The sequence below is a fragment of the Plantactinospora sp. B5E13 genome (assembly GCF_039871775.1).
Classification (GTDB): domain Bacteria; phylum Actinomycetota; class Actinomycetes; order Mycobacteriales; family Micromonosporaceae; genus Plantactinospora.
This window is the reverse complement of sequence record NZ_JBDPLT010000048.1, coordinates 28,765-54,364: the sequence shown is the minus strand read 5'-3', so window position 1 is coordinate 54,364 and position 25,600 is coordinate 28,765. Positions and strand designations below refer to the sequence as shown.

Sequence of the window (25,600 nt, the reverse complement as noted above, 5' to 3'; positions counted from 1 at the left end):
CGGACGGCAGGACGGTACCGGGGTGTCTGGCCGGTCGACGGTTGCGGTGACCGGCCGGGCCGGCGACGGACCACGACGGCAGCAGGGCTGTGTTGGTGGGTCAACCAACCACACCCGCTGGCGTGGAGACCCGCCACCAGGTCCGGCGGCGGGCCGTCCCCGGCCCGCCGCCGGACCTCGTCCACTCCCGCCGGCCGCGCGAATCGGCCGGGGTCCACGAACAAGGAGCCCTCATGCCATATCTCGTCGCCGGCGTGGTTCTGGCAACCGCGCTGGGCACGCTGAACCTGCTGCTCACCCTGGCCGTCATCCGTCGGCTGCGGGAACACACCGAACTGTTGGCCGGGCACGGGGCCGAGGCCGGCAGCGGGATCATCGAGGCCGGGCGGGCGCCCGGCGACTTCGTGGTCACCGACACCGACGGCAGTGTGGTACGCCGGGAGGACCTCGGTGGTGACGTCCTCGTCGCCTTCTTCTCCCCGGACTGTCCTGCCTGCGCGGACGCGTTGCCGCGGTTCGTGACGCAGGCGGCAGGATTTCCCGGCGGGCGCACCCGGGTGCTCGCCGTGGTGAGCGGCGACGGGTCAGGGGTACCCGAACTCGCGGGTCGGCTGACCGCCGTGGCGCGGGTGGTCGTCGACGGGGTCGACGGCACGCTCGCCAGGGCGTTCCAGGCACGTGCTTTCCCGTCCTGGTGCCTGCTGGACACCACCGGCACCGTCGCGCGCAGCGGCAGTGGTTGGGCCGAGCTGCCCGTACCGGTGGCCGTGTGACGTCGGAGCACACCCGGCACAGGGTGACCCTCCGGCTGGTCACCGCCACCGTGGGGCTGGCCTACCGGGCCGCGCCGCGAACGGCCGTGGCCCAAACGCTGCTGGCGATCGCCGCCGGAATGGTGCCGGTCCTGGTGGGCGTCCTCACCAAGCTGGTGGTGGACCGACTCGCCGGGACGGACGGGAGCCCGGTGGCCACGGTGATCGGGATCGCCGTCGGGCTCGCGCTGGCCGGAGTGGCCGCCACCGCGCTGCCACTGCTGGTGGGGCACGCGGAGGCCGAGTGGGGGCGGGCGCTCGCCGTGCGGGCCCAGGCCGACCTGTACGCGGCGGTGGACCGCCTTCCAGGCCTCGGCCGCCTCGAGGACCCCGCCTTCCGCGACCACCTCAGTCTCGCCGAGGAGGCCGGCCGCAACAGTCCGATCGCCGTGGCCGGCGGTGGCCTCGAACTGCTACGCGGTGTGATCACCATCGGCGGTTTCGCCGGCACCCTGGCCCTCATCAACCCGTGGATGGCCGGTCTGCTCGCGCTGGCGGCCGTGCCCACCGCCCAGGCCGAGCTACGGCTGTCCCGGCAGCGGGCCGAGTTGTCGTGGCAGCTCACACCCATCACGCGGCGCCAGATCTTCTACGCGCAGTTGTTGACCGGGCTCGCCGCGGCCAAGGAGATCCGGCTGTTCAATCTCGGTGGGTTGTTCGGCGGACGGATGGTGACGGAGCTCCTGGGACTCAACGCGGCGAAACGCCGGATTGACCGGCACGAGCTGCTCGTGCAGGCCGGTCTGGCGGTGGCCGGTTCCGTCGTCGCCGGCGCCGGTCTGGTCTGGGCGATCCTGACCGCCCGCGCCGGCCGGTTGAGCATCGGCGACGTGACGATCTTCATCGCGGCGGTGGCCGGCATCCAGGGGGCGGTCGCGAGCGGGGTCGGCCAGTTGGCCACCGCGCACGAGAACCTGCTGCGGTTCACCCACTACCAGGAGGTGCTGGGCAGCGCCCCGGACCTGGTGCTGTCCGCGCAGCCGGTACCGGTACCGCCGTTGCGCGGCGGCATCGACCTGCGCGACGTCTGGTTCCGGTACGGCGACCGGCACCCGTGGGTGCTACGCGGCGTCAACCTGACCATTCCGGCGGGGCAGACGGTGGCCCTCGTCGGGCTGAACGGCGCCGGCAAAAGCACGCTGGTCAAGCTGTTGGTGCGGTTCTACGACCCCGTGCGCGGCAGCCTGCGGTGGGACGGCGTCGACTACCGGGAGCTGGACGTCTTCCAGCTTCGCGACCGGATCGGGGCGACGTTCCAGGACTACATGTCCTATGAACTGTCCGCCGAGGAGAACATCGGCCTCGGCGACGTCGGGGCTCTCGGCGAGACCGAACGGATCGTCAGCGCGGCGAGGCAGGCCGGCGTGCACGACGTCCTGGCCGCACTTCCGCACGGATACGCCACCCACCTGACCAGAACGTTCGCCGACCCGAGGGACCGGGACGACGTGAGCACCGGCGTGCTGCTCTCCGGTGGGCAGTGGCAGCGGCTCGCGCTCGCCCGGTCCTTCCTGCGGGCCGGCCGGGACCTGCTGATCCTGGACGAGCCGAGCGCCGGCCTGGACGCGGAGGCAGAGGCGGACCTGCACCAACGGTTGCGGAGACTGCGGGAGGGCCGGGCCACTCTGCTGATCTCGCACCGGCTCGGCACGGTGCGGGACGCCGACCACATCGTCGTGCTGCGTGACGGGGTGGTCGCCGAGCAGGGCAGCCACGAGGAGTTGCTGGCGGCACGGGGTGCCTACGCCCGGCTGTTCCACCTTCAGGCGGCCGGCTACCAGCCCGCGCCAGGCTGACGGGAGCGTTGGACATGATCCTCGCCGTGGTCGCCGTGGTCGCCGGGGCCGCGCTGGGCGGCCTGCTGGTCCGGGTTCGGCGTTGCTGGGTGCTGGTCACGGTGGACGGCCGGTCCATGGTGCCGACCCTCGAGCCCGGTGACCGCGTGTTGGTGCGCCGCGTCCTGCCCAGCGCGGTGCGGACCGGTCAGGTCGTCGTCGTTGAGGAACCACTCGGTGGGAGTTGGGACACGCCACCCCTGGCCGAGGGAGTCGCCCCCGGGCCCGAGCGCCGGTGGATCGTCAAGCGGGCCGTCGCTGGTCCGGGTGATCCGGTGCCGGCCACGCCGATGCCACCGGGCGGCTCCGCCCTGTCCCGGGTGCCGCCCGGGCGCTTCGTGCTGCTCGGCGACAACCGGCCCGACAGTTGTGACTCGCGGGATTTCGGATTCGTTCCCGGTGACCGGATCCTCGGATCGGTACGCCGGGTTCTTCGCCCGGCCCGGAACGGGCGCGGTCGGGAACCGGCCGGCGGTCATCCGGCTCCGGGGAGCCGTACCGGCGGGCCTGACGGGTGACCCCGATCGGCTAGGCGTCGGGAGGGCCCGGATCCCGCCGCTGCCGGGTCAGCCACAGCTCCAGGCCGTCGAGCAGTCGGTCCAGTCCGAAGGTGAAGCCCTCGTCCCAGGACCGTTCCAGGTCCGTCGCGTCGGCACCGAGTCCACGTCGCCACCGGTCGTAGTTCGGGTGGTCGGCGCCGACCCGCTCCAGGTACGGCTCCAGGGTCCGGATCGTCTCGTCGAACGACCGGTCGGGGCCCCCCATGCTGTTCCGCACCGCCGCCGCGGTGGTTGCCGAGCCGATGGCGTGGGCCATCAGCAACGAGCTGACGTGGGCCACCTCCATATCGGCGAAGCCGGCCGCCTCGAGCAGCGCCACCATCCGGTCGCCGACCCGCAGGGCGTTCGGTCCGAGGTTCGGGCGTACCCCGAGCAGGCTGATCACCCAGGGGTGGCGCAGCAGCATGGTACGGAATCCGACGGCGAGGACCGAGGCGCCGACCCGCCAGCCCGTGTCGCCCGCCTCGGGGACGTACACCTCCCCCATCACCTCGTCGACGGCGAGTTCGAGCAGCTCGTCCTTGTTCGCGACGTACCAGTAGACGGAGGTGGCGCCGGCGCCGAGTTTGGTGCCCAGCCGACGCATGCTCAGCCCGCCGGCGCCCTCGCTGTCGAGCAGCTCGATCGCGGCGCGGACGATCTGCTCGCGGCTGAGCGTGGGCTGCTCGCCCCGGCCACGGGGCGGGCGGGTCCAGACCGAGTTGGTGAAGTGGTCCGACTTCGGGGGCATCCGGCGTCCTCTCTACCAGATCAGTCTACCGACCCTCGTACACTGTTCGAGATTCCTGTACGGTGTGCGAGAAAACTCGAACACCGTACGAGCGGAGATCGTCGTGACCACTCCCCACCCCCGTCGATGGTGGATCCTCGGTGTGCTCTGCCTGAGCCTGCTCGTCGTCGTGATCGACAACATGGTGCTCAACATCGCCATCCCGTCGCTGATCCGCGACCTCGGGGCGAGCAGCTCGGACATCCAGTGGATCATCGACTCGTACATCCTGGTCTTCGCCGGCCTGTTGCTCACCGCGGGCAGCCTCTCCGACCGGCACGGACGGCGTCGTGGCCTGGTCATCGGCCTGGTCGCCTTCGGAGGCGCGTCCGGCCTCGCCACGCTCTGCCAGACCCCCGGTCAGCTGATCGCCGCCCGGGGTCTGATGGGGGTCGGTGCCGCGTTCCTGATGCCCGGCACGCTCTCCATCCTGACCACCGTCTTCGACGAGTCCGAACGCAAGAAGGCCATCGCGATCTGGAGTTCCGTGCTGATGTTCGGCGCGCTCGGCGGCCCGACCGTCGGCGGGCTGTTGCTCGAACACTTCTGGTGGGGCTCGGTGTTCCTGATGAACATCCCGATCGCGGTCCTCGGCGTCGTCGCCGCCCTCGTGATCATTCCCGAGTCACGCGGACCGGCCAGCCGGCCCGACGTGCTCGGTGCGCTGCTCTCCACCCTCGGCATGACGGCCCTGGTCTGGGCGGTCATCTCGTCGGCCGGGCACGGGTGGTCCGCGCCCCGCACCATCGGCGGGCTCGTCGCCGCCGCCGTCCTGCTCACCGCGTTCGCGCTCTGGGAGCGCCGGGTCGCCGAGCCGATGCTGCCGATGGCGCTGTTCCGCGACCGCAACTTCGGCGGCGCCAGCCTCTCGATCGTGCTGCTCTCCTTCTCCGCCGGCGGCGTGATGCTCGCGCTCACCCAGTACCTGCAGTTCGTCCTCGGATACGGTCCGATGCGGGCGGGACTGGCGTTCATTCCGATGCTGGTGACCGTGGTCGCGTTCAACGGCATCGGGGTGCTGGTGGACCGACGGTTCGGCGCCCGGACGGCGATCGCCACCGGGCTGCTGCTGATGGCCGCCGGCTTCGGGGTGCTCGCCACCACCGGACCGACCGACGGTTACCTGCGGCTGGCCGTGGCGCTGGTCGTCATCGGGACGGGTAGCGGCCTCACCGGACCGGCCGCGGTCGGCACCCTGCTCGCGGCCCTGCCACCCGAACGCGCCGGCGTCGGATCGGCGGTCAACGACACCGTCCAGCAGGTCGGCGCGGCGCTCAGCGTCGCCGTGCTGGGCAGCGTACTGACCGCCGCGTACGCGGCGGCGATGCCCCGGGACGTCACCGGGCCGGCCCGGGAGTCGATCGGCGAGGCACTGCGGATCGCCGCCCTCACCGGCGACGGCGACCTGGCCCGGCTGGCCAGGAATGCCTTTGTGGAGGCGATGTCGACCGGCGCGGTCGTCGGCGTGCTGGGCGGCGTCGCCGCCGCGATCGTGGCGGTAGCCGTGCTGCGCCCAAAACCGGCCCCGGCCGCACCGGCGACAGCGACAACACCGGCGGCACCGGCGGCACCGGCCGAAGAGGACCTGACCGCGGCCCGCTGACCACCGGTCGTCGCGCCCGGAAATGGGTGCGGGAGCCGGCCCACTGACAGGTTGTCATCCCGGCCTCCCGTCGCTCGCCCCGACCGCCCCGGGGAAATCGTCAACGGCGGAACTTCCAGTAGGGACCGTTCGGGGCCATCATCGGCACCAGGCCGAACCGCTCCTCCGGTGGCCGGCCGTGCGTGATCAGCGCGTACAGGTCGGCGACCACCGAGCGGTGCTCCAGCACGTACGAGTGGCTGAGGAAGTCGGTGTCCAGATCGGTGGCGTCGACGGTGTCGACACCCTTCACGACCACCATTCCCGGCCCGGCCTGACCGGCGCGCGGATGCCGAACGAACCGTTGCGCGGCGGCCAGCGCCCGGTCCCGGGCGGAGGTGTAGAGCGTGTAGCGCTCGGCGGTACCGGTGAACCCGGCGACCCGGTCGGCGAAGACCCCGGCGTCGACGTCGGGCGCGGCGAAGACGACGTGCCCGAGCCGACAACTGTCCACGGCGGTCAGCGCCTCGCTGAGGATCCGGTTGCCCATGCTGTGGGCCACGACGTGCACCCGCCCGTCGCCCGCCTCGCCGGCCACCACCCGCAGGAAGGTACGGAAGTGCCGCTGGCTGGCGGCGGCGTTCTCCCCGTCGACGAAGTACGACAGCGTCTCCGCCACCGACGGCCAGCTGTACAGCAGCGGGACGCCGGTGAAGTTGAGGTCGTACGCGAGCTGGGCGGTCCGGCGTACCGCGTCGGCGAAACCGACGTTGTAGCCGTGGACGAACACCAGGAGGTCCGGTCCCGGTGCCCGGGTCCCGAGCCTGGTCAGTACGTCGGTCAGCCCGGTCGTCCCGTCCAGTTCGAGGTGGCTCTCCCGGTCCGGACGGAACCACAGCCGCCAACTGCGTGGCCGCGGCAGTCGGCCCATCCGGTGGTCGTCGGGGATGCCGACCCGGGCCACGCCGTAGCTCAGGTCGCTGGCCCGCTGGCCGCCGTACCGGCGTTCGGCGACCCTGGCCCCGGTGGGCGCGCGGTCGGTGACGTACCCGATCTCGACCTGGCTGTGCCGGATCCGGCGCAACCCTTCGTCGACCTGCGCACCACGTTCGAACAGCGTGTAGAAGAGGAAGTCCCGCTCGCGGTCCACCCGGTCCCGGAACCGGGGAACGCTGTCGAGCAGGGCGAGGAGCCGGGTCTCCGGCAGTGCGACCGCCGCACCGACGGCACCGTCCAGGGCGCGGAGTCCGTCGAGCAGCTCGGGTTCGATCGCCGCCACCTCGGGCGAAACCTCCGCCGGGTCGTCCGGCCAGGCCCGGGCGATGGCGTCGGCCAGCAGCTGGAAATCTTCCATCGTCTCCACCCACCCGTTCGGGAACCGGCTCCCCCGACAGTAGACAATCAGCCGCCGCGCTCGGACGCCTCCCCGGCACGGTCCGGTTCGGGCACCGCGCCCGGATCCACCGGAGGTGGCCGCACGAGGCGCCGGTAGGAGTAACCCTGGACCATCGCGGACACCACACAGCCAGGGACGAATCCGTACTGGGTGGTCAGCACGGCGTAGGTGATCCAGCAGATCTGCACGGCGGCGCCCAGCAGCCAGCCGACGCCGTGGCCCCGGCCCACCGCGTAGAGGGCGGTCACCTGCAGCGCGGTGAGTATCCAGGCCCAGGCGGGCCCCAGTCCGATCCCGTGGTCACGCCGGGTCGCCGCCATCACGGCGGAGAGCGCGGCGGACCCGGCGAAGGCCACGATCACCGCGAAACGCGTAGTCCTGTCCATAAACACCCACCTCGCGCCGCGTGTCCCATTCACCCAACGAGCGACGGTCGGCCGACGGCGTCACCGCGGGCGGCGGACCCCACCCGTCAGCGGACCGGACGACCCGGGTCGCCGACCGAATGCCGTCCGCCGATACGGGTAGACCGGGAGGTGGCCAACGACCGGATCGCCGACCACGGGTTGCTCGCCGACGGGCGCAGCGCGGCCCTGGTGGACCGGGACGGATCGGTCAACTGGTGGTCTCCGGAACGGTTCGACGCACCGTCGGTGTTCGCCCGACTGCTCGACCCGGACGGCGGGCACTGGTCACTACGTCCGCACGGGCGGTTCGAGGTGCACCGCGCCTATCTGCCGGGCACGCTGGTGCTGCGCACCGTCTTCCGTACCAGGCAGGGCGAGGTGGCGGTGACCGACGGGCTCGCGCTGGAGCCCGGCGCCCGCGGTCACGAGATCGGGCGACGGTCACCCCGGGCCCTGGTCCGGGTCGTCGAGGGAATCTCCGGCGTCGTACCGATGACCATGTCCTACTGCCCCCGGTTCGAGTACGCCCGGCGGGACGCCTACCTGGTCCCCGAGAACGGTGCGCTGCGGGTCACCGCCGGGCCGACGACGCTGACCCTGACCGGCACCCGGCCGCTGGTCGCGGCCACCGACCAGGTGATCCTCGACTTCGAGGTCCACGCCGGACAACGGGAGGTCTTCACCCTCGGTTACGCCCCGACGTACGGGACGGCGCCGGCCGTGCCGGACCCGCGCCACCCGGACCCGCTCGCCGAGACGGTACGGGGCTGGCAGTCCTGGGCCGACGAGCACCCGTTCCACGGCGACCACGCCGACCTGGTCCAACGGAACGCGCTGGTGCTGCAGGGGCTCACCTACCAACCGAGCGGGGCGGTGGTGGCGGCGGCCACCACCTCACTGCCGGAGGAGTTGGGCGGTGACCGCAACTACGACTACCGCTACGCCTGGCTGCGCGACTTCTGCCTGACCCTGCGCGCACTCTGGGTCGCCGCCTGTCCGACCGAGGCCGGTCGGCTCTTCGACTGGGTCGCCTCGGCGGTCGGCCGGGTCGGCGCGAACCGGGTGCCGGTCATGTTCGGTGTCGAGGGCGAACGGGACCTGGACGAGCAGACGATGGAGACACTGCGCGGCTACGCCGACAGCAGGCCCGTCCGGGTGGGGAACCAGGCATGGCGGCAACGGCAGCTCGACGTACCCGGTGAGGTGCTCGACGCGGCCTGGCGGCTACGGGACCATCTCACTCCGATGCCGGACCCGATCCGGGACCTGCTGCGCGACCTCGCCGACCAGGCGGCGGCCAACTGGCGCAAGCCGGACGCCGGGATGTGGGAGGCCCGGGACGCCGAACGCCACTACCTCTCCTCCAAGGTCTACTGCTGGGTCGCGCTGGACCGGGCGGTCCGGTTCGGCGACCGGCTCGGCAACGCCGACGAGGTGGCCCGCTGGGCCCGGCAACGCGACGAGGTGCGGGAGGTGATCCTGCGGCAGGGCTGGAACGCCGGCGTCGGCGCCTTCACCGGCGCGTTCGGGTCTGACCGGCTGGACGCCAGCGTCCTGGTCATGCCGATCATCGGTTTCCTGCCCGCCGCCGATCCCCGGATGCGGGCCACCATCGACCTGATCGACCAACGGCTCGGCCACGGCGGACTGGTCCGCCGCTGGGACGGCGACCCGGCCACCTTCCACCTCTGCTCGTTCTGGCTGGTGCAGTGTCTGGCGCTGGCCGGCGAGCGGGACCGCGCCGCGCGCCTGTTCGAGACCGTTGCGAGCCGCGCCAACGACCTGGGGCTCTTCGCCGAACAGCTCGACGCGCACACCGGCGAACAGCTCGGCAACTTCCCGCAGGCGTTCTCACACATCGGCCTGATCCTGGCGGCCTGGCAGCTCAGCACCGCGTCGACCGGCGCGACCTACTCCGAGGAGGGCTTCCCATGACCGGACGGCTCAACGGAATGACCGCACTCATCACCGGATCGGACTCCGGCATCGGACAGGCCACCGCGGTCGAGTTCGGCAAGGAGGGCGCGGACGTGGTGGTGCACTACCTGACCGACCACGACGGCGCCGAGCACACCCGGGAGCAGGTGGAGCGCTCCGGCCGGCGGGCCATCGTCGTACAGGGCGACATCAGCGACGAGCACCAGGTCGGCGCGATGTTCGACGAGGCCCTCGCCGAGTTCGGGGCGCTCGACGTCCTGGTGAACGACGCGGGGGTGGACGCCTCCGGCATCCCGGTGATCGACCTCGACACCGAAACCTGGGACCGGGCGATGCGGGTCAACGTCTACGGGGCGTTCTTCTGCGCGCGGCGGTTCGCCCAGCACCGCCGGGACCAGGGCGGCGACGGCAAGATCATCAACATCACCTCGATCCACCAGGAGGTGGCCCGGGCCGGCGGCTCCGACTACGACGCCAGCAAGGGCGCCCTGCTCAACCTCGCCAAGAGCCTGGCCCTGGAACTCGCCCCGATGCGGATCAACGTCAACAACATCGGACCCGGGATGGTCCTCACCCCGTTCAACCAGAAGGCGATCGACGACCCGAAGTACCTCGAGGAGCAGGTGCAGAGCATCCCGTGGAAGCGGGCCGCCCAACCCGAGGAGATCGGCCGGCTCGCCGTCTTCCTGGCCAGCCACGACGCCGACTACGTCACCGGATCGACGTACTTCATGGACGGTGGCCTGATGCAGAACCAGGGCCAGGGCGCCTGACCGGCCGGGCGGCCGGGTGGTGGACCACCCGGCCGATCCCGGCCCGTCGGTCAGACCCGGGGCAGGCGCAGCCCGTGCATGCCGCCGTCGACGGCGAGCGAGGTGCCGGTGGTCGCCCCCGCGGCCGGACTCGCCAGGTACGCCACCGCGGCCGCGACCTCCTCGGCGCTGACCAGCCGTCCGGTGGGCTGCCGGGCGGCGAGCCGCCGCTTCTCCGCCGCCGGATCGGCCGCCCGGGCCAGCAGCCGGGCCACCCACGGGGTGTCCACGGTGCCCGGTGCCACGCTGTTCACCCGGATGCCCTCGCCCACCAGGTCGGCGGCCATCGCCCGGGTGAGCGAGTGCACCGCGCCCTTGGAGGCCGAGTAGAGGGCCCGCTGCACCAGCCCGGCGGTGGCCGCGATCGAGGAGATGTTCACGATCGCCGCCCGGGCGCTGCGCCGCAGGTACGGCAGCGCGGCCGCGGTGGTCCGGACCACCCCGACGACGTTGACGTCGAGCACCCGGTGCCACTCCGCCTCGTCGTTCGCCTCGACGCCGCCGACCGCGCTGATCCCGGCGTTGTTGACCAGGATGTCGATGCCGCCGAACGTCTCGGCGACCCGGGCCATCGCCGCGTCCAGCGACGACCGGTCGGCGACGTCGGCGACCACCCCGAGCGTGTCACCGCCCTGCTCCCCCGGGTCGAGGTCGAGCACCCCGACCTCGCCGCCACCGGCGGTGAACGCCGCCACGCAGGCCGCGCCGATGCCGGAGCCTCCACCGGTCACCACGGCCACCAGGCCGTCGAAGTCACCCATGCCCCACCTCACTTCATTTCCGTCGCCCACGCCGGATCGGCCGGGCACCCCACACGTCCGGACCGGTCAGGCCCGATCCGTGAAGCCGAGTTCGTCCTGCAGCCGGGCCACCGCCGCTCCGAAGGCGGTCCGGTCCAGCACCGCTCCGGCGTACCGGCCGGCCGCGACCGGCTCGGTGAAGAACCGGTCGGGCAGGGTGTCCGCGTCCAGCCCGAGACCGACCCGGCGGTTCACCGCCCGCTGCAGGCGCAGCCGTCGCGCGCCGAGCGCCAGCACGTCGGGTCGTACGCCGGTCACCGCCCGCACCAGCTCCTCGACCCGGTCCAGGGTCAACGGCCGGGTCGGGGTGGCCGCGTACGGGCAGATCCCGAGCGCGTCCAGCCCACTCCAGAGCCGCATCAACTGGGCGGTACGGGTCACGTCGAGTTCGCCGCGCGGCCGCGGTGCCCGTACGCCGAGCCGGGCGAGTTCGGGATAGCTGTGCGGCAGTCCCTGCTCCGGGTCGAAGTCGAGATCGTGTTCGATGATGTCGTAGCGGGGCCCGATCGGCGCCACCGCGTAGCCGAGGCCGAGGTTCGGCTGCACCCGGGGGTCGAACGGCGGCAGCTCGATCCCCTTGCTGGTCATCGCCGAGCCCGGGGCGACCCGGGCGGCGCCCTCGCCGAGCGGGTCCGCGCCGGCGCCGATTTGTTCGACCGTCGCCGCGACCTCGCCGGCAGGGGTGCCGACCGCGGCGAGGGTGCCACCGAGTGACACCGGGTCCAGCCCGAGCTGCAGGCAGCGGGCGTGCACCGGCCACGGGTCGGCTAGGCCGAGGTTCGGCCCGAGCATCGCCAGCGCCTCCTGGTGCAGCCCGGCGCCGGCGAAGACCTTGATGCAGTCGGTGGGGCAGCCGGGACAGGCCGCGACCCGCTCCACCGGCGGCGCCACCCCGATCCCGCCCGCCGTCCGGGTGTCGGCGAAGTTGGCGACCGGGGCGTACCCGGGGTCGCCGGTCCAGACCCCGAAGCCGGGTGTGCCGTGCTGCCACGCGGTCAGCGGGTTGTCCGACTGGGCCGAGGCGTACCAGGCGCCGATCCGGGCCAGCGCCGCCGGGTCGGCGACCCGCGGCGGCGTACCGGGCCGGCAGACCACCGCCTTGACCCGTTTGCCGCCGAGCACGGCGCCGAGACCGAGCCGGGGCAGCGGATGGTCCCGGCAGGTGACGATCGAGGCGTACCTGACCCCGTGTTCACCGGCCGGGCCGATGACCGCGACCGCCGCGTCCGGGCCGTACCGGTCCAGCAGCGCGTCCGTGGCGGGGCCGGTCTCCAGCCCCCAGATCCGGTCCGCCGGCTCGAGCCGGGCCCGGCCGGCCTCGACCACCACCACGGACGGCCCGGCGGCCCGGCCCTGCAGCACCACCCCGGTGACCCCGGCGGCCCGCAGTCCGGCCCCGAACGGACCCTCGGCCCCGGTCTCGGCGACGCCGCCGGAGAGCGGGGAGAGCCCGATCGCGGCACAGCGGGCCAACCCGGGGCCGGGCGTACCGGCGACGGAGCCGGCGACCAGTGCGACAGGCGCGTCGGCCGGTTCGGTCGGGCCGGTCACCGCGTCGTGCAGGACCCGCAACGCGGCGACCGGACCACCGAGGTCGTCGTCGGCCACCGCGACGCCGGCAGGTCCGCCAGCGCCGGGCCGCCCGACCGTGCCTGCTGGTGGCGCTGGCGGCCCGGCGCCGAGGTCGACGTGGATCAGGACCACGCGGGCCCGTCCGGGTAGCGGTACTCGGCCAGCGTCTCCGGCCGCATCCGGGCCGAGAAGCCGGGCGCGGTCGGCGCCCGGTACGCCCCGTCCACGATCACCACCGGGTCGGCGAAGTGCTCGTGCAGGTGGTCGACGTACTCGATGGTGCGGTTCTCCAGCGAGCCGGAGACCGCCGCGTAGTCGAACATGGACAGGTGCTGGACCAGCTCGCAGAGGCCGACACCGCCGGCGTGCGGGCAGACCGGTACGCCGTACTTCGCGGCCAGCAGCAGGATCGCGATGTTCTCGTTGACCCCGGCCACCCGGCACGCGTCGATCTGGACCACGTCGACCGCCTCGGCCTGCAGCAGCTGCTTGAAAACGATCCGGTTCTGCACGTGTTCGCCGGTGGCGACCCGGATCGGTCGGCCGCCCGGGGCGGCGCCGGCCAGCGCGCGCCGGATCGCGGCGTGCCCGAGCACGTCGTCCGGGCTGGTCGGCTCCTCGATCCACCACGGGTCGTACGGCGCCAGCGCGGTCATCCACTCGACCGCTTCGGCGATGTCCCACCGCTGGTTGGCGTCGACCGCGATCCGGATCGCCGGTCCGACCGTCTGGCGGGCCAGGGCCAGTCGGCGCACGTCGTCGGCCAGGTCGGCGCCGACCTTGAGTTTGATCTGCCGGTAGCCGTCCGCGACCGCCTCCCTGGCGAGCCGGACGAGCTTGTTGTCGTCGTACCCGAGCCAGCCCGGCGACGTGGTGTACGCCGGGTAGCCGGTCCGCTCGAGCTCGGCGATCCGCTGCTCGCGGCCGGGGCGGGCCGCCTCCAGCAGTTCCAGCGCCTCGGCCGGGGTGAGCGCGTCGGTCAGGTAGCGCCAGTCCACCAGGTCGACGATCTGCCGCGGCTCCAGGTCGGCGAGCAGCCGCCACACCGGTTTGCCGGCGACCCGGGCGGCCAGGTCCCAGGCGGCGTTGACCACGGCCGCGGTGGCCAGGTGGATGACCCCCTTCTCCGGGCCGAGCCAGCGCAGCTGCGAGTCGGCGGTGAGCCGGCGGGCGAACTCGCCGAGGTCGTCGACGTCCCGCCCGACGACCAGCGGGGCGAGCGCCTCGATCGCCGCCCGGCAGACCTCGTTGCCCCGGCCGATGGTGAAGGTGAAGCCCTGCCCCTCCGTCCCCTCGTCGGTACGCAGTACCAGGTAGGCGGCCGAGTAGTCCGGGTCGGGGTTCATCGCGTCGGAGCCGTCCAGCTCCCGCGAGGTGGGGAAACGGATGTCGTACGTGTCGAGCCCGGTGACCTTCACTCGGCGGCCCGCACGACGGAACGCTGCCGGCCGAGGCCGTCGATCTCGAGTTCGACCACGTCACCGTCGACCAGGTACGGGTACCGGCCGGAGAGGGCGACGCCCTGCGGCGTACCGGTGTTGATCAGGTCGCCCGGTTCGAGCACGGTGTACTGCGACAGGTACCAGACCAGGTACGCCACGTCGAAGATCATGTCCGCCGTGCTGGAGTCCTGCCGGGGTTCGCCGTTGACCCACAGTCGCAGCCCGAGCTGTCCCGGGTCGCCGACCTCGTCCGGGGTGACCAGCCACGGCCCGAGCGGGTTGAACGTCTCGCAGGACTTGCCCTTGGACCACTGGCCGCCGGAGACCTCCAGCTGGAACTCCCGCTCGGAGACGTCGTTGGCGACCGCGTACCCGGCGACGTGCGCCAGCGCCACCTCCGGCGACTCCAGATAGCGGGCGGTACGGCCGATCACCACGGCCAGTTCCACCTCCCAGTCGGTCTTGGTCGACCCGCGCGGGACGAGCACGTCGTCGTACGGGCCGACCACCGTGTTCGGCGCCTTGTAGAAGATGACCGGGGAGGTCGGCGGCTGCGCCCCCGACTCGGCGGCGTGCGCGGCGTAGTTGAGCCCGACACAGAGCACCACCCCCGGCCGGGCGATCGGGGCGCCGATCCGCTGCCCGGTGATGTCGAGCCCGGGCAGCCCGGCCACCAGGTCGGCGGCACCGGCGTCCGGCGCCATGCCGCGTACCCCCGCCAGGCCGCCCGCCGCGAGGAAGGCGCCGTCGATGTCCCGGGTGACGCCGGAGAGGTCGTGGTACCGACCGTCCACCTGGGCCACCGGACGCTCCGCTCCGGCCGGACCCACCCGCAGGTACCTCATTCGATCTCCAATTGATAGGTGCGGACAGCTGTGCTGTGGAAGATGTCGTCGGGCGTGCCGCCGAGAACGGTCGCGATCGCGGCGAGAACCTCGACGTAGGAGGCGGCGACCTCGCAGACCGGCCAGTCCGAGCCGAACATCAGCCGGTCGGGGCCGAAGAGGTCGACCGCGGTCGCCACGAACGGACGCAGGTCCGCGACGGTCCAGGTGGCCCGGTCCGCCTCGGCGACCAGGCCGGAGAGCTTCGCCACCACGTTGGGCAGGGCGGCGACCGGAGTGACCAGCTCACGCCACCGGGCCAGCCCGTCGGCGCCGGCCCGGACCCGCGGTTTGCCGAGGTGGTCGAGGACGAACCGGCTCTCCAGCAGCGCGGCGGCGGCCCGGGCCACCGACGGCAGCTGCTCGGCCCGGACCACCAGCTCGTTGACAAGGCCGGCGGCCGCCACGGTACGCAGTCCGGCCCGGACGTCCGGCCGGTCCAGGTGGTCGTCGGGCTGGCCCTGGACCTGGTCCCGAATGCCGACCAGCAGATCGCCACCGACGCCCGCCCGGTGTCCGGCGACCACCTCGGCCAGCGCCGGATCGGTGAGCGCCGCCCAGCCGACCACGCCGGCGATCTCCGGGGTCTGCGCCGCGATCGCCAGGAACTCCGTGGTCTCGGCCGCCTCGCAGCGGCCGGCCTCGACCAGTACGGTGCGGTCCACTCCCGCCGCCCGCAGGTTGGTCCGCAGCTCCCCGACGCCGTAGTCGCGCCGGATCCGGGCCAGTGCCGGGTCGGCCAGCCAGGCGTAGTCGGCGGTCCAGAGGTGCTGGTGCGCGTCGATGATCACGGCAGCGGTGCCTCCTCCGGCAGCAGGCCCGCCCGACGCAGGTCCCGCCAGAGCTGTCCGGGGATCTCGTGGCCGAACATCGTCACGGCGTCGGCCACCTCCTCGGGTGAGCGGACGCCGACCAGCACCGTCGCCACCGCCGGGTGGGCGAGCGGGAACTGCACCGCGGCGGCCCGCAGCGGCACGTCGTACCGGGCGCAGACCGCGGCGATCGCCCGGGCCCGGGCGAGCAGCGGCTCCGGCGCGGGCAGGTAGTCGTAGGTGGCGCCGGGCCTCGGGTCGGCGAGCAGCCCGGAGTTGTAGACCCCGGCGGCGATCACCGAGACCCCGCGCTCGCTGGCCAGCGGCAGCAGCTCGGCGAGGCCGGACTGGTCCAACAATGTGTAGCGGCCGGCGAGCAGCACACTGTCGAGGTGCCCGGTCCGGACGAGGTCGGCCAGCATCTCCGCCTGGTTCATCCCGACCGAGACGGCGCCGATCCGGCCCTGGTCCCGCAGTCGGACCAGGGCCGGCAGCGCTTCGGCGACCGCCGGCCCGTAGTGCTCGTCGGGGTCGTGGACGTGCAGCACGTCCGCCCGGTCCAGGCCGAGCCGGTCGAGGCTGTCGGCGTACGACCGCAGCACCCCGTCGGCGGTGAAGTCCCAGACTGGTCCGGTGTCGCCCGCCTCGGCCCAGATGGTGCTGTTGTGGTCGACCGCCGCACCGCTGCCGGCCTCGGGCGGGCCGGGGTCGGCGGACGGCCGCAGCACCCGGCCGACCTTGGTGGAGAGGGTGAACTCGTCGCGGGGCTTACCGGACAGCACCCGCCCGGCGCGACGCTCGGAGAGCCCGCTGCCATAGAGCGGGGCGGTGTCGAAGTAGCGCAGCCCCTCGTCCCAGGCCCGTTCCAGGGTGGCGTACGCCTGCTCGTCGCCGACCCGGCGGTACAGGCCGCCGAGCGGTGCCAGCCCGAGCCCGAGCCGGGTCACCTCGACCCCGGTGTCGCCGAGTCGGGTCCGGTCGGTGTGTCTCATCCTGCTCCGTCCTCCCCCGCCGGGTCCGGCCCGGCGTGGATCGGCCGGATGACCGCCTGGCTCATCCGGCCGTGGTCGTCGGTGAATTCGCCGCGTGGCGTGACGTCCGGCACCGAGCTCCGGTCGGCCCTCACCGGACCCTCCGGTCGTCGATCGCGTCCCGGTCCCAGTCGATGCCGAGCCCGGGGGTCTCCGGTGCCACCGCCTCGCCGTCGACGATCCGGATCTCCTGGCGGGTGATCGTCCGTAGTTGTGGGATGTGTTCCAGGTAGCGGCTGTTGGGCACCGCGCAGCAGAGGCTGACGTGCAGTTCCATCAGGAAGTGCGGGCAGACCGGTACGTGGTACGCCTCGGCCAGGTGCGCGACCTTCAGCCAGGGGGTGATACCGCCGATCCGGGCCACGTCGACCTGGACGATGCCGGCGGCCTGGCGGTGCAGGTACTCCCGGAACTGGGTGACGGAGTACAGCGACTCCCCCACCGCGACCGGGATGGTGGTGGCCGCGGCGAGTGCCTGGTGCCCGGCCACGTCGTCGGCGGGCAGCGGCTCCTCGAACCAGTACGGGTCGGACGGTTCGAGCAGCCGGGCCCGGCGGGCCGCCTCGGCCCCGGTGAGCGACTGGTTGGCGTCGAGCATCAGGTCGAAGTCGGGTCCGACGGCGGCCCGGACGGCGGCCAGCCGATCCGCGTCCTGCACCGGTGACCGGCCGATCTTCAGCTTGACGCCACGCCACCCGGCGGCCTGGCTGCGCGTGGCACCGGCGACCAGTTCGTCGGTGCCGAGGTGCAGCCAGCCGCCCTCGGTGTCGTAGAGCGGAATCCGGTCCCTGGCGCCACCGGCGAGGCGCCACAGCGGCTGGCCGGCGGCCCGGCACCGCCAGTCCCACAGCGCCGTGTCGACGGCGGCCAGCGCCAACGACGTGATCGCGCCGACGGTGGTGGCGCGGGTGGCGGCGAACAGGTCCTGCCACACCGCCTCGACCCGCTGCGGGTCCGCACCGACCAGCCGGGGCAGCAGGTAGTCGCGCAGCATCGCGAGCACCGCCGTACCGCCGGTGCCGATGGTGTACGAGTAGCCGGTACCGCCACCACCGTCGTCGGTGCCGATCTCGACGAAGACGGTCTCCTGTTTGAGGAACGACTGGACCGCGTCGGTCCGTACCGTCTCGACCGCCAGGTCGACCAGGTACGCCTCGGCGTGGGTGATCGTGGGCAACACGGCTCCTTCACCGGCGGTGTCGGTCGTGGTCAGGCTGTCGGTCGTGGTCAGGTACGTGGAGTACTCGCCAGCCGATCGTAGATCCTATAGGATCTTCCAGAATGTGTACCCCCTCGTCGGCACCGCGTCAAGACTCGGCCGGCGGGCACGCACCACGCCGGAAGGAGGATCGTTGACCAGCCGTGAACCCGTCCCGCTCCGGCGCTCCACGCTCGGCGACGACGTCTACGAGACGCTGAAGAGCCTGGTCCTGGAGCACACCCTGGCCCCCGGCGACCGGATCAACATCGACGCGCTCGCCCGGGAACTGGCCGTCTCACCGACCCCGGTCCGCGAGGCGCTGGCCCGGCTGGAGTCCGACGGACTGGTCCGCAAACGCCCGCTCGCCGGCTACACCGTCAGCCCGCTGCTGACCCGGGACGAGTTCTTCCAGATGTTCGAGATGCGACTGCTGCTCGAGTGCGCGGGCAGCCGGTTCGCCGCCGAACGGGCCAGCGACGCGCAGCGCGCCTCGATCACCGCCGCGGCCGCCACCCCGACCCCGCCCGAGACCGACGGCCCGGACGGCTGGCACGCCGCCTTCACCGCCCTCGACGCCCGCTTCCACGGCCTGATCGCCGAGGCGTCCGGCAATCCCCTGCTCCGCGACGGCCTCGACCGGCTTCACGTCCACCTGCACCTGCACCGCCGCTACTTCCCGTACGGGCAGACCGGCACCACCCGCGACGAGCACCAGCGCGTCGCGGCGGCGATCGCGGCCGGCGAACCGGACCGGGCAGAGGCGGCGATGCGCGACCACCTGCTCCGGGCCCGGGAACGGCACCTGCCCGCCTTCGGGTGACCCGCCGGCGCTCACCCCACCTCGACCGGCGCCGGTACGGCCGCCGGCCGACTCAGGTACCGGCGACTCAGCCGCCGGTACGGCCGGCTGGCGAGGGCCAGCCCGGTCGCGGCCAGACCGACGACCCCGGTCAGTACGAAGACCAGCGCGAGACCCCGTTCGGCGCCGGTGCCGAACCACCCGCCGATGGTCCGGGCGCCGACCCCGTCGGTCATCGTCGGGATGAAGACGAACTGGGCGAGCGGCGAGATGAGGAACGCGGTCAACGGTGAGGCGGCCTGTTCGACACTCTGGGCGAAGCCGAAGACCCGCCCCTGCCGCTCGTACGGCACCACCTTCTGCAGGATCGTCTGCTCAGCCGCCTCCGCGTACGGCACCAGGAGCATGTACGCGTACAGGCCGGCGGTGAGCAGGACGATCGAGGAGCGCAGCGGGAACAGCAGGGTGACCGTCCAGAGCGCGAGGTTGACCAGCAGCAGCAGGCGTACCGGGTTGCGACTCAGGCCGGTACGGGCGACGAGCAGCCCGCCGACAATGAAACCGGTACTCAGCAACCCCCAGAGCAGTCCCCACGCCTGGACCGACATCAACGACAGTCCGTAGGCGTCCAGCAGCGCCATGAAGACACCACCGAGGAAGTTGTTGAACGCGGCGAAGAGGATCAACGCCCGCAGCCCCGGCACCTCGGCGACCACCCGGACGGTGCCGCGCAGGTCGACGCGGCGCTTCGGTGGGTTCGCCGGCTCCCCCGCCGGTCCGCCGACCGGCTCCGGTGCCCGCTCCGGCACCGGCACCAGGGCCAGGTGCAGGAGACCGACCGTGAGCACCACCAGCGCCAGGACCAGCACCCAGAGCATGCCGCCGACCGCCACCAGCACGCCACTGATCACCGAGGTGACCAGGAAGCCGACCCCGGAGGTACTGCCGACGAGCCCGTTGGCCCGGTCCCGCCCCTCCTCGGCGATCAGCACGGTGACCAGGGTCGGCAGCGCGATGGTCCGGACGTTGCCGGCGATGACCCCGCACATCAGCAGCACGATGAGCGTCCAGAGCCCGACGCTGGTCGGGTCGGTGAACGACCGGTCCGGCACGACCAGGTAGACGGCGAGGGCGGCGGCGTACAGGGCGAGCGACACCACCGCCGACACCTGCATCACCGTCTTCTTCGGGAAGTGGTCGACGAGGCTGCCGAACCAGATCCCGGTCAACGCCGTCATCACCAGGAAGATCCCGGAGATCACGCCGGTGGCGAAGACCGACCGGGTCTGCAGGTAGACGTAGAAGGTGATCGCGAACCAGACGGTGTAGTTGGTGACCGACACCAGCAGCGTGTTGCCGAGCAACTGGTAGAAGGTCCGGCGGTCCCCCGGAATCCGACTCATGACCCCTGACCGTACGGGCTCGACCGTGGTTGAGGTCCACCTCCGCCGACACCACGCCGGTCCCGGTCCACTGCCCGGTCCCCGGCGACGCCGTCATCCGCCGAACTCGACGCCGGCGAGCGGGACACCCCGGTACGCGGCGAGGCGTTCTGCCTGCTCGGTGACGCTGCTCCGGGTGGCCGTCGAGAGCCGGCGCCACGGCTGGACGGTGACGGTGAACGTCCGGCCGGACTTCCGGGGACGCCAACTGCCCACCAGTTCACCGTCGACCAGGACGGCGCCCGGGCGGCCCAGCACCGGCCACAGTTCCTTGGCGCGTGCCGGGTCGGTGACCAGCGTCTCCCGGTCCCGGGCCTGCAGGAAGAGGTCGTACGGGCCGAGCAGCCGGGTCACCCTGACCTCGGCGGACTCCAGCGCCGCCCGGTCGTGGCCGAGCAGCCAGCGTGGTTCGCCGTCGACCGTCACCTCGACAACGTCCTCGGGCCAGCGTTCCTTCACCTCCCGGACCGGGGCGTCGAGGTAACCGGCCACCTGCTTCGGGGTGGCCGGGCCGAGCAGTCGCAGACATCCCCGGATCAGGTCGAACCGGTCGCCCGCCGCGGTGGCCGGTCGGAAACCGGCGATCGGGCAGAGCACCGGAGGCGAGGTGTCGAGCCGCAACTCCAGTCCGGCCCGTACGGCGGCCAGCCGCAGCGGCATTTCGTAGACGTGGGTGGCGTCGCAGGGGCGGCAGAACCGCAGGTACGGTTCGGGCAGCCGGCTGGACAGCCGGCCGGAGACGTCGCCCTTGGCCATCGGCCCGGTCACGATGTCCCGCAGGTGGGCGGCCACCTCGTCGAGCGCGGCCAGGTTGCCGATGCCGGCCGCCTTCAGTGGCCTGGCCGCGTCGTAGATCCGCCGGCCCGCGTCGGCGTCCGAGTACGGCGCGACCGCGGTCGCCACCTCGGCCAGGTCGCCGCGCCGGTAGAGGTGCGGAGCGCCCCGGACGCTCCACAGCAGGATCACGTCCGGCTCGGCGAGCGCGCTCACCTCGACCCCTCGGACGGCCAGCGCCCACCGGGCGCCGTCCGGCCCGGTGTCCTGCACCCCGAGGTCGAGTACGGCGCTGTCGTCGAGCGTGCCGTGCTCCCGGTCGAGTTGCTGGGCGTGGACCCGGAACCTCGACACCTGACGCCGGTCAACCATGGCCACCAGCCTAGTGAGTGGGCCTGCCCGGCCGGGTCGGCACCGAGTCCTGCCGGCGGTGGCGTCGTGGCCGGCGCCTGCCATCGACCGCCGGTGGTTTCCGCCGGCCGGCGGTGGCATGCTGGACGGCGGGAAAGATCCGGAGGTGCGTGGTGCGCGGATCACCAGGGCAGGACGGGCCCGGCGAGGACCCGACAGCGGTGCGGATACTGGTCGGCGCCCAGCTTCGGCGCCTGCGCGAGGAGCGGGGGCTGACCAGGGCGGAGGCGGGCGAGCCGATCCGCGCCTCGGAGTCGAAGATCAGCCGGATGGAGCTGGGCCGGGTCCGGTTCAAGGAGCGCGACGTCCGTGACCTGTTGTCCCTCTACGACGTGCGGGACGAGCAGCAGCGGGAGACGTTGCTGGCCCGGGTCCGGGAGGCGAACGCGTCCGGCTGGTGGGACGCGTACCGCGACGTCACCCCGAACTGGTTCCAGCGGTACCTGGGCCTGGAGGCGACCGCCACGCTGATCCGCAGCTACGAGGTCCAGTTCGTGCCAGGACTGCTGCAGACCGAGGAGTACGCCCGGGCGGTGGTACGGCTCGGGCACGGCGGCGCACGGGAGCGGGAGGTGGCCCGCCGGGTACGGCTGCGTCTGGAGCGGCAGCAGATCCTGACCCGCCCGGACCCGCCGAAGCTGTGGGCGGTGGTGGACGAGGCCGCGCTACGGCGCCCGGTCGGCGGCCGCCGGGTGATGCGTGACCAGCTCGAGGCGCTGGTCGCCGCCGTCACGAAGCTGCCGAACGTGACCCTGCAGGTGGTCCCGCTCGCCGCCGGTGGACACGCCGCGGCCGGCGGCGCGTTCAGCATCCTGCGCTTCGCCCAGCCGGACCTGCCCGACCTGGTCTACATCGAACAGCTGACCAGCGCGTTGTACCTGGACCGACGGGAGGACGTGGACTGCTACTTCGACGCGGTGAACCGCCTGTTCGTGGAGGCCGCACCGGCGCGGGAGACCGTGCCGATCCTGGACCGGATCATCCGTGACCTTGGATGAGACGTGCCGCCGACCGGATGTATCCTTGGCCGACCACAGTGGACGGCAGCAGACCGAAGGGCTTGACCGGTGACCGAGGAGATCCGCCCGTCCGGCAACGGACCGGCGACCGAACCGAAGATCGACACCACCGTTCCGCAGACTGCCCGGGTCTGGAACTACTGGCTCGGCGGCAAGGACAACTACGCCGTCGACCGCGCCCTCGGCGACGAGATCGCGAAGGCCTTCCCGATCATCGTCGACATCGCCCGCGCCGACCGGGCCGTCCTCAACCGGGCCGTCCGCCACCTGGCCGGCGAGGCCGGCATCCGGCAGTTCCTCGACGTCGGCACCGGACTGCCGACCACCAACAACACCCACGAGGTGGCCCAGTCGGTGGTCCCGGAGGCCCGGATCGTCTACGTCGACTACGACCCGCTGGTGCTCGTACACGCCCAGGCGCTGCTGACCAGCGGGCCCGAGGGTGCCACCGACTACATCGACGCCGACCTGCGGGACGCCGAGACGATCCTGCGCGAGGCGGGGCGGACCCTCGACCTCGACGAGCCGGTCGCGCTCATGCTCTCCGGAATCCTGGCCCACCTGCCCACCGTCGAGGAGGCACGGTCCGCCGTACGCGCATTGATGGACGGCCTGCCCTCCGGCAGCCACCTGGTGGTCGTCGACGGCACCAACACCAACCCGGAGCTCAACGACGTCATGCGGATCTGGAACGAGTCGGCCAATCCGCCGTACGCGATGCGCAGCCCGGAGGAGATCGCCAGCTACTTCGAGGGGCTGGAGCTGGTCGAACCGGGCCTGGTGGACGTCACGCGGTGGCGGCCCGACCCCAGCCCGGCCGGCCTGCCCCCCACCCTGGACAACCTGATCGGTGTGGGCCGCAAGCCCTGACGCCGGTCGGTGGGCCGCCGCCGGCGCGGACCCGGCCCACCCGTCACACCAGGCACCCGGTGGGATCGCGTCCAGGATCGCGACCACAGTCGCCCGTACGCCTGTGCCACTGCCACTACCCGACAGCGCCGCCCGCCGACGTCACGGAGACTGTGCGGTAACGCATCGACTTCTGCCGATAGGAGGGCACATGCGTATCCGTCCCCGCATGCTCGCCGTCGCGCTGGCCGCCGCGCTCACGGCCACCGCGCTCGTCCCCGCCGCCCCGGCCCGGGCCGCCACCGCCGAACGGTGGGGCTTCGCCTACGTCGACGACCCGACCGTACCGGTCTGGACCGTTTTGGACCCCACCCGACAGTGGGGCAGCTGGAAAGCCAGCTTCCCCGGACTCTCCGCCGAGGGGATGAAGGTCGGACCCGGCCGGTTCCTGGTGAGGTTTCCGCAGGTCGGCACGGGCTCGCGAGGAAACGTGCACGTCACCCCGGTGAACCGCACCGGCAACTACTGCGAGATCGTGCGCTGGGGCCAGTCCGGCGCCGACGAGATCGTCGACGTGCAGTGCCACAAGCCCGGCGGCGAACGGTCCGACACCCCGTTCACGGTACTGTGGACGGTCAGCACCGGGGTGATCCCGCCGGCCCAGGGGACGTACGCCTCGGTGCAGTGGGGGCCGGCCGCGATCGTGCAGTCGTACAACTCGACCGGCGCCGGGGTGAGCGTCACCCCGCTCGGAGTCGGCATCTACGAGGTCCTGCTCGGCGGGGTCGGTACGCTCGCCGGGATCGCCGGCAACCTGCAGGTGACCGCGGTGCAGCCGAACGCCGGGCCTCGCCGGTGCAAGGTGCTGCGCTGGGGTGGCATCGGGTCCGACGTCCTCGCCTACGTCGGCTGCGTCAACCAGGCCGGCGCGGCGACGGCGAGCGAGTTCACCCTCTCCTACCACCGGGAGCGGGCCGTTTTCGGTTCGTTCGGCCCACCGAAGTACGTCGGCTACCTCTCCTCGGCCCACGGCGGCCAGACGAACTGGAACTACCCGGCCGGCGGCTTCGGCTTCAACGCCTTCGGCGCGATCGCCCCGGCCGGCCGCTACCTGGTGAAGTATCCGTTCCTCGGGTACGCGGAGACGCACGCCCAGGTGACGGCGTTCGGCCCCGGGTCGAACTACTGCCACCTGACCCAGCCGTGGCGGCACGTCGGCGGCACCGCCGAGGTGGACGTGCTCTGCTTCGACAACACCGGTTCGCCGGCACCGCACGACTTCCTCTCCACCGTCACCTCGCGGGAGTGATCCGGTAATCCCACCCTGGCGGCGGGCCGCCCGGCGCAGGTGCCGGGCGGCCCGGTCGGTCAGCGGGGTTCGGCCGGGGGCGCGGTGCTCTCCCGGACCACCAGTTCGGTCACCAGGTCCACCCGGCTGGCCGGCAGGGCGACACCCCGGGCCAGGTCGAGCAGCATCTGGCTGGCCGTGCTGGCCATGTGCCGCACCGGCTGGTTGACCGTGGTCAGCGCGGGTCCGAGCCAGGCGGCGACCGGGATGTTGTCGTAGCCCACCACGGAGAGGTCCCGGGGCACGTCGAGGCCGAGCTGCCGGGCCGCCCGGAACACTCCCATGGCCTGCATGTCGGAGCCGGCGAAGATCGCCGTGGGGCGGTCCGGCCGGGACAGCAGTTCCATGCCGTGCTGATAGCCGGTAGCCACCCGGAAGGCGCCGCACCGGACCAGCCCCGGGTCGACGGCGACCCCGGCCTCGTCGTGGGCGAACTGGAACCCGGCGGCCCGGGCCCGACTGCAGAGCACGTCCTGCGGTCCGGAGATGATCGCGATCCGCCGGTGTCCAAGGTCCAGCAGGTGCCGGGCGGCGAGTTGCCCGCCGTTCCAGTTGTTCGAGCCGACGGTGGGGACCGAGGCCGAGGTCGCGCTGTCGGTGTCGATGACAACAAACGGGATCCGCTGTCGTGCCAACTGCTGCCGCTGCGGCTCGGTCAGGTTGCAGAGCACCAGCAGTACGCCGAGGGGGCGGCGGGCCAGGATGCCGTCCAGCCACTGCGTGGACGGTCGGTGCGCGCCACCGAGCTGGGAGAGCACCACGTCGACCCGGGCGTCGGTGGCCACCTCCTCCACCCCACGGATGATCTCCATCGCCCAGACCGAGTCGAACTCGTGGAAGACCAGGTTGATCTGCTCGGCGTGGCTGGGCTGCCGCTTGCCGCGACGGCGGTACCGGTGCCGTTCGAGACTGGCCTCGACTCGGGCCCGGGTCTCCGGCGCGACGTCAGACCGTCCGTTGAGGACTTTCGAGACGGTGGTCGTGGAGACGCCGACCTCGTCGGCGATGGTCGCGATCGTTGCCGAACCGGGTCCGACGACCGCACGATTATTTGTCATCATGGCCTCACACAACGTGTCCGAAAGTTTCGGCAACGAACCCTAAC

General features: G+C 72.5%; 24 protein-coding genes. 10 read left to right on the top strand and 14 right to left on the bottom strand.

What is annotated here, in order from left to right; all coding sequences use genetic code 11:
* Window positions 1-233 precede the first annotated feature (233 nt).
* From ABGB05_RS30155 to ABGB05_RS30145, 3 genes are read left to right on the top strand one after another with little or no spacing between them, the layout of a single operon-like run.
* A complete protein-coding gene (locus ABGB05_RS30155; RefSeq protein ID WP_347657320.1) occupies window positions 234-773 on the top strand; it encodes a TlpA disulfide reductase family protein in 540 nt (179 codons plus the stop codon).
* Window positions 770-2,608, top strand: coding sequence for an ABC transporter ATP-binding protein (locus tag ABGB05_RS30150; protein WP_347657319.1), 1,839 nt, complete (start codon window positions 770-772; stop codon window positions 2,606-2,608). Before ABGB05_RS30155 ends, ABGB05_RS30150 begins: the two co-directional genes overlap by 4 nt.
* Before the next feature lie 14 nt (window positions 2,609-2,622).
* Window positions 2,623-3,165, top strand: a complete 543-nt coding sequence (locus ABGB05_RS30145; RefSeq protein ID WP_347657318.1) for a S26 family signal peptidase — start codon at window positions 2,623-2,625, stop codon at window positions 3,163-3,165.
* A 10-nt stretch (window positions 3,166-3,175) separates the two neighbouring features.
* Here the strand turns inward: ABGB05_RS30145 and ABGB05_RS30140 are convergent, their stop codons facing one another.
* Window positions 3,176-3,937: a TetR/AcrR family transcriptional regulator gene (locus tag ABGB05_RS30140; protein WP_347657317.1), complete on the bottom strand. Its 762-nt coding sequence runs from the start codon at window positions 3,935-3,937 to the stop codon at window positions 3,176-3,178.
* A gap of 103 nt (window positions 3,938-4,040) precedes the next feature.
* Between ABGB05_RS30140 and ABGB05_RS30135 the strand changes: the two genes are divergently transcribed.
* On the top strand, window positions 4,041-5,579 hold the full coding sequence (locus tag ABGB05_RS30135) for an MFS transporter (protein ID WP_347657316.1): 1,539 nt from the start codon (window positions 4,041-4,043) through the stop codon (window positions 5,577-5,579).
* Between the two features lie 100 nt (window positions 5,580-5,679).
* Here ABGB05_RS30135 and ABGB05_RS30130 read toward each other — a convergent pair whose 3' ends face one another.
* A complete protein-coding gene (locus ABGB05_RS30130) occupies window positions 5,680-6,912 on the bottom strand; it encodes an alpha/beta hydrolase (protein WP_347657315.1) in 1,233 nt (410 codons plus the stop codon).
* Window positions 6,913-6,959: 47 nt separating this feature from the next.
* Window positions 6,960-7,340 carry a hypothetical protein gene (locus tag ABGB05_RS30125; protein ID WP_347657314.1) on the bottom strand — a complete coding sequence of 127 codons (381 nt, stop codon included), beginning with the start codon at window positions 7,338-7,340 and terminating at the stop codon, window positions 6,960-6,962.
* A gap of 150 nt (window positions 7,341-7,490) precedes the next feature.
* Here ABGB05_RS30125 and ABGB05_RS30120 point away from each other — a divergent pair, with 150 nt between their 5' ends.
* Both ABGB05_RS30120 and ABGB05_RS30115 read left to right on the top strand, forming a co-directional pair.
* Window positions 7,491-9,296, top strand: coding sequence for a glycoside hydrolase family 15 protein (locus ABGB05_RS30120; RefSeq protein WP_347657313.1), 1,806 nt, complete (start codon window positions 7,491-7,493; stop codon window positions 9,294-9,296).
* Window positions 9,293-10,072, top strand: a complete 780-nt coding sequence (locus ABGB05_RS30115; protein ID WP_347657312.1) for a glucose 1-dehydrogenase — start codon at window positions 9,293-9,295, stop codon at window positions 10,070-10,072. The genes ABGB05_RS30120 and ABGB05_RS30115 overlap by 4 nt, the downstream gene beginning before the upstream one ends.
* 50 nt (window positions 10,073-10,122) lie before the next feature.
* Here ABGB05_RS30115 and ABGB05_RS30110 read toward each other — a convergent pair whose 3' ends face one another.
* The 8 genes from ABGB05_RS30110 to ABGB05_RS30075 form a co-directional block, all read right to left on the bottom strand.
* A complete protein-coding gene (locus ABGB05_RS30110; RefSeq protein WP_347657311.1) occupies window positions 10,123-10,872 on the bottom strand; it encodes an SDR family oxidoreductase in 750 nt (249 codons plus the stop codon).
* Window positions 10,873-10,938: 66 nt separating this feature from the next.
* Complete coding sequence (locus tag ABGB05_RS30105) at window positions 10,939-12,615, bottom strand: aldehyde ferredoxin oxidoreductase N-terminal domain-containing protein (RefSeq protein WP_347657310.1); 1,677 nt, start codon at window positions 12,613-12,615, stop codon at window positions 10,939-10,941.
* Entirely contained in the window at window positions 12,606-13,901 is a 1,296-nt protein-coding gene (locus tag ABGB05_RS30100; RefSeq protein WP_347657309.1) for an L-fuconate dehydratase, read from the bottom strand. The genes ABGB05_RS30105 and ABGB05_RS30100 overlap by 10 nt, the downstream gene beginning before the upstream one ends.
* Window positions 13,898-14,770 carry a fumarylacetoacetate hydrolase family protein gene (locus tag ABGB05_RS30095; RefSeq protein WP_347657308.1) on the bottom strand — a complete coding sequence of 291 codons (873 nt, stop codon included), beginning with the start codon at window positions 14,768-14,770 and terminating at the stop codon, window positions 13,898-13,900. The genes ABGB05_RS30100 and ABGB05_RS30095 overlap by 4 nt, the downstream gene beginning before the upstream one ends.
* Entirely contained in the window at window positions 14,767-15,600 is an 834-nt protein-coding gene (locus tag ABGB05_RS30090) for an amidohydrolase family protein (RefSeq protein ID WP_347657307.1), read from the bottom strand. The genes ABGB05_RS30095 and ABGB05_RS30090 overlap by 4 nt, the downstream gene beginning before the upstream one ends.
* The gene (locus ABGB05_RS30085) at window positions 15,597-16,613 is read right to left on the bottom strand and encodes an aldo/keto reductase (protein ID WP_347657306.1); all 1,017 of its coding nucleotides are present in this window, start codon (window positions 16,611-16,613) and stop codon (window positions 15,597-15,599) included. Before ABGB05_RS30085 ends, ABGB05_RS30090 begins: the two co-directional genes overlap by 4 nt.
* Complete coding sequence (locus tag ABGB05_RS30080; RefSeq protein ID WP_347657305.1) at window positions 16,610-16,747, bottom strand: hypothetical protein; 138 nt, start codon at window positions 16,745-16,747, stop codon at window positions 16,610-16,612. The genes ABGB05_RS30085 and ABGB05_RS30080 overlap by 4 nt, the downstream gene beginning before the upstream one ends.
* Entirely contained in the window at window positions 16,744-17,829 is a 1,086-nt protein-coding gene (locus tag ABGB05_RS30075) for a mandelate racemase/muconate lactonizing enzyme family protein (protein ID WP_347657304.1), read from the bottom strand. Before ABGB05_RS30075 ends, ABGB05_RS30080 begins: the two co-directional genes overlap by 4 nt.
* Before the next feature lie 175 nt (window positions 17,830-18,004).
* On the opposite strand from ABGB05_RS30075, the gene ABGB05_RS30070 reads away from it, so the two are divergent.
* Complete coding sequence (locus ABGB05_RS30070; protein ID WP_347657303.1) at window positions 18,005-18,673, top strand: GntR family transcriptional regulator; 669 nt, start codon at window positions 18,005-18,007, stop codon at window positions 18,671-18,673.
* 11 nt (window positions 18,674-18,684) lie between these two features.
* On the opposite strand, the gene ABGB05_RS30065 is transcribed toward ABGB05_RS30070, so the two are convergent.
* On the bottom strand, window positions 18,685-20,055 hold the full coding sequence (locus tag ABGB05_RS30065) for an MFS transporter (protein WP_347657302.1): 1,371 nt from the start codon (window positions 20,053-20,055) through the stop codon (window positions 18,685-18,687).
* Window positions 20,056-20,148: 93 nt separating this feature from the next.
* Window positions 20,149-21,240, bottom strand: a complete 1,092-nt coding sequence (locus tag ABGB05_RS30060; protein WP_347657301.1) for a winged helix DNA-binding domain-containing protein — start codon at window positions 21,238-21,240, stop codon at window positions 20,149-20,151.
* Window positions 21,241-21,392: 152 nt separating this feature from the next.
* On the opposite strand from ABGB05_RS30060, the gene ABGB05_RS30055 reads away from it, so the two are divergent.
* The 3 genes from ABGB05_RS30055 (at window position 21,393) to ABGB05_RS30045 (ending at window position 24,456) form a co-directional block, all read left to right on the top strand.
* Entirely contained in the window at window positions 21,393-22,277 is an 885-nt protein-coding gene (locus tag ABGB05_RS30055; protein WP_347657300.1) for a helix-turn-helix transcriptional regulator, read from the top strand.
* 69 nt (window positions 22,278-22,346) lie between these two features.
* On the top strand, window positions 22,347-23,168 hold the full coding sequence (locus ABGB05_RS30050) for an SAM-dependent methyltransferase (RefSeq protein WP_347657299.1): 822 nt from the start codon (window positions 22,347-22,349) through the stop codon (window positions 23,166-23,168).
* Between the two features lie 190 nt (window positions 23,169-23,358).
* A complete protein-coding gene (locus ABGB05_RS30045; RefSeq protein WP_347657298.1) occupies window positions 23,359-24,456 on the top strand; it encodes a hypothetical protein in 1,098 nt (365 codons plus the stop codon).
* Between the two features lie 59 nt (window positions 24,457-24,515).
* Here ABGB05_RS30045 and ABGB05_RS30040 read toward each other — a convergent pair whose 3' ends face one another.
* The gene (locus tag ABGB05_RS30040) at window positions 24,516-25,553 is read right to left on the bottom strand and encodes a LacI family DNA-binding transcriptional regulator (protein ID WP_347657297.1); all 1,038 of its coding nucleotides are present in this window, start codon (window positions 25,551-25,553) and stop codon (window positions 24,516-24,518) included.
* Window positions 25,554-25,600: the final 47 nt, after the last annotated feature.

Excerpts from the sequence above, each read along its gene's own strand:
- ABGB05_RS30065 (WP_347657302.1), bottom strand. The coding sequence starts at position 20,055 with ATGAGTCGGATTCCGGGGGACCGCCGGACCTTCTACCAGTTGCTCGGC.
- ABGB05_RS30115 (WP_347657312.1), top strand. The coding sequence starts at position 9,293 with ATGACCGGACGGCTCAACGGAATGACCGCACTCATCACCGGATCGGAC.
- ABGB05_RS30110 (WP_347657311.1), bottom strand. The coding sequence starts at position 10,872 with ATGGGTGACTTCGACGGCCTGGTGGCCGTGGTGACCGGTGGAGGCTCC.
- ABGB05_RS30155 (WP_347657320.1), top strand. The coding sequence starts at position 234 with ATGCCATATCTCGTCGCCGGCGTGGTTCTGGCAACCGCGCTGGGCACG.
- ABGB05_RS30040 (WP_347657297.1), bottom strand. The coding sequence starts at position 25,553 with ATGACAAATAATCGTGCGGTCGTCGGACCCGGTTCGGCAACGATCGCG.
- ABGB05_RS30095 (WP_347657308.1), bottom strand. The coding sequence starts at position 14,770 with ATGAGGTACCTGCGGGTGGGTCCGGCCGGAGCGGAGCGTCCGGTGGCC.
- ABGB05_RS30140 (WP_347657317.1), bottom strand. The coding sequence starts at position 3,937 with ATGCCCCCGAAGTCGGACCACTTCACCAACTCGGTCTGGACCCGCCCG.
- ABGB05_RS30085 (WP_347657306.1), bottom strand. The coding sequence starts at position 16,613 with ATGAGACACACCGACCGGACCCGACTCGGCGACACCGGGGTCGAGGTG.
- ABGB05_RS30060 (WP_347657301.1), bottom strand. The coding sequence starts at position 21,240 with ATGGTTGACCGGCGTCAGGTGTCGAGGTTCCGGGTCCACGCCCAGCAA.
- ABGB05_RS30045 (WP_347657298.1), top strand. The coding sequence starts at position 23,359 with ATGCGTATCCGTCCCCGCATGCTCGCCGTCGCGCTGGCCGCCGCGCTC.
- ABGB05_RS30130 (WP_347657315.1), bottom strand. The coding sequence starts at position 6,912 with ATGGAAGATTTCCAGCTGCTGGCCGACGCCATCGCCCGGGCCTGGCCG.
- ABGB05_RS30125 (WP_347657314.1), bottom strand. The coding sequence starts at position 7,340 with ATGGACAGGACTACGCGTTTCGCGGTGATCGTGGCCTTCGCCGGGTCC.
- ABGB05_RS30145 (WP_347657318.1), top strand. The coding sequence starts at position 2,623 with ATGATCCTCGCCGTGGTCGCCGTGGTCGCCGGGGCCGCGCTGGGCGGC.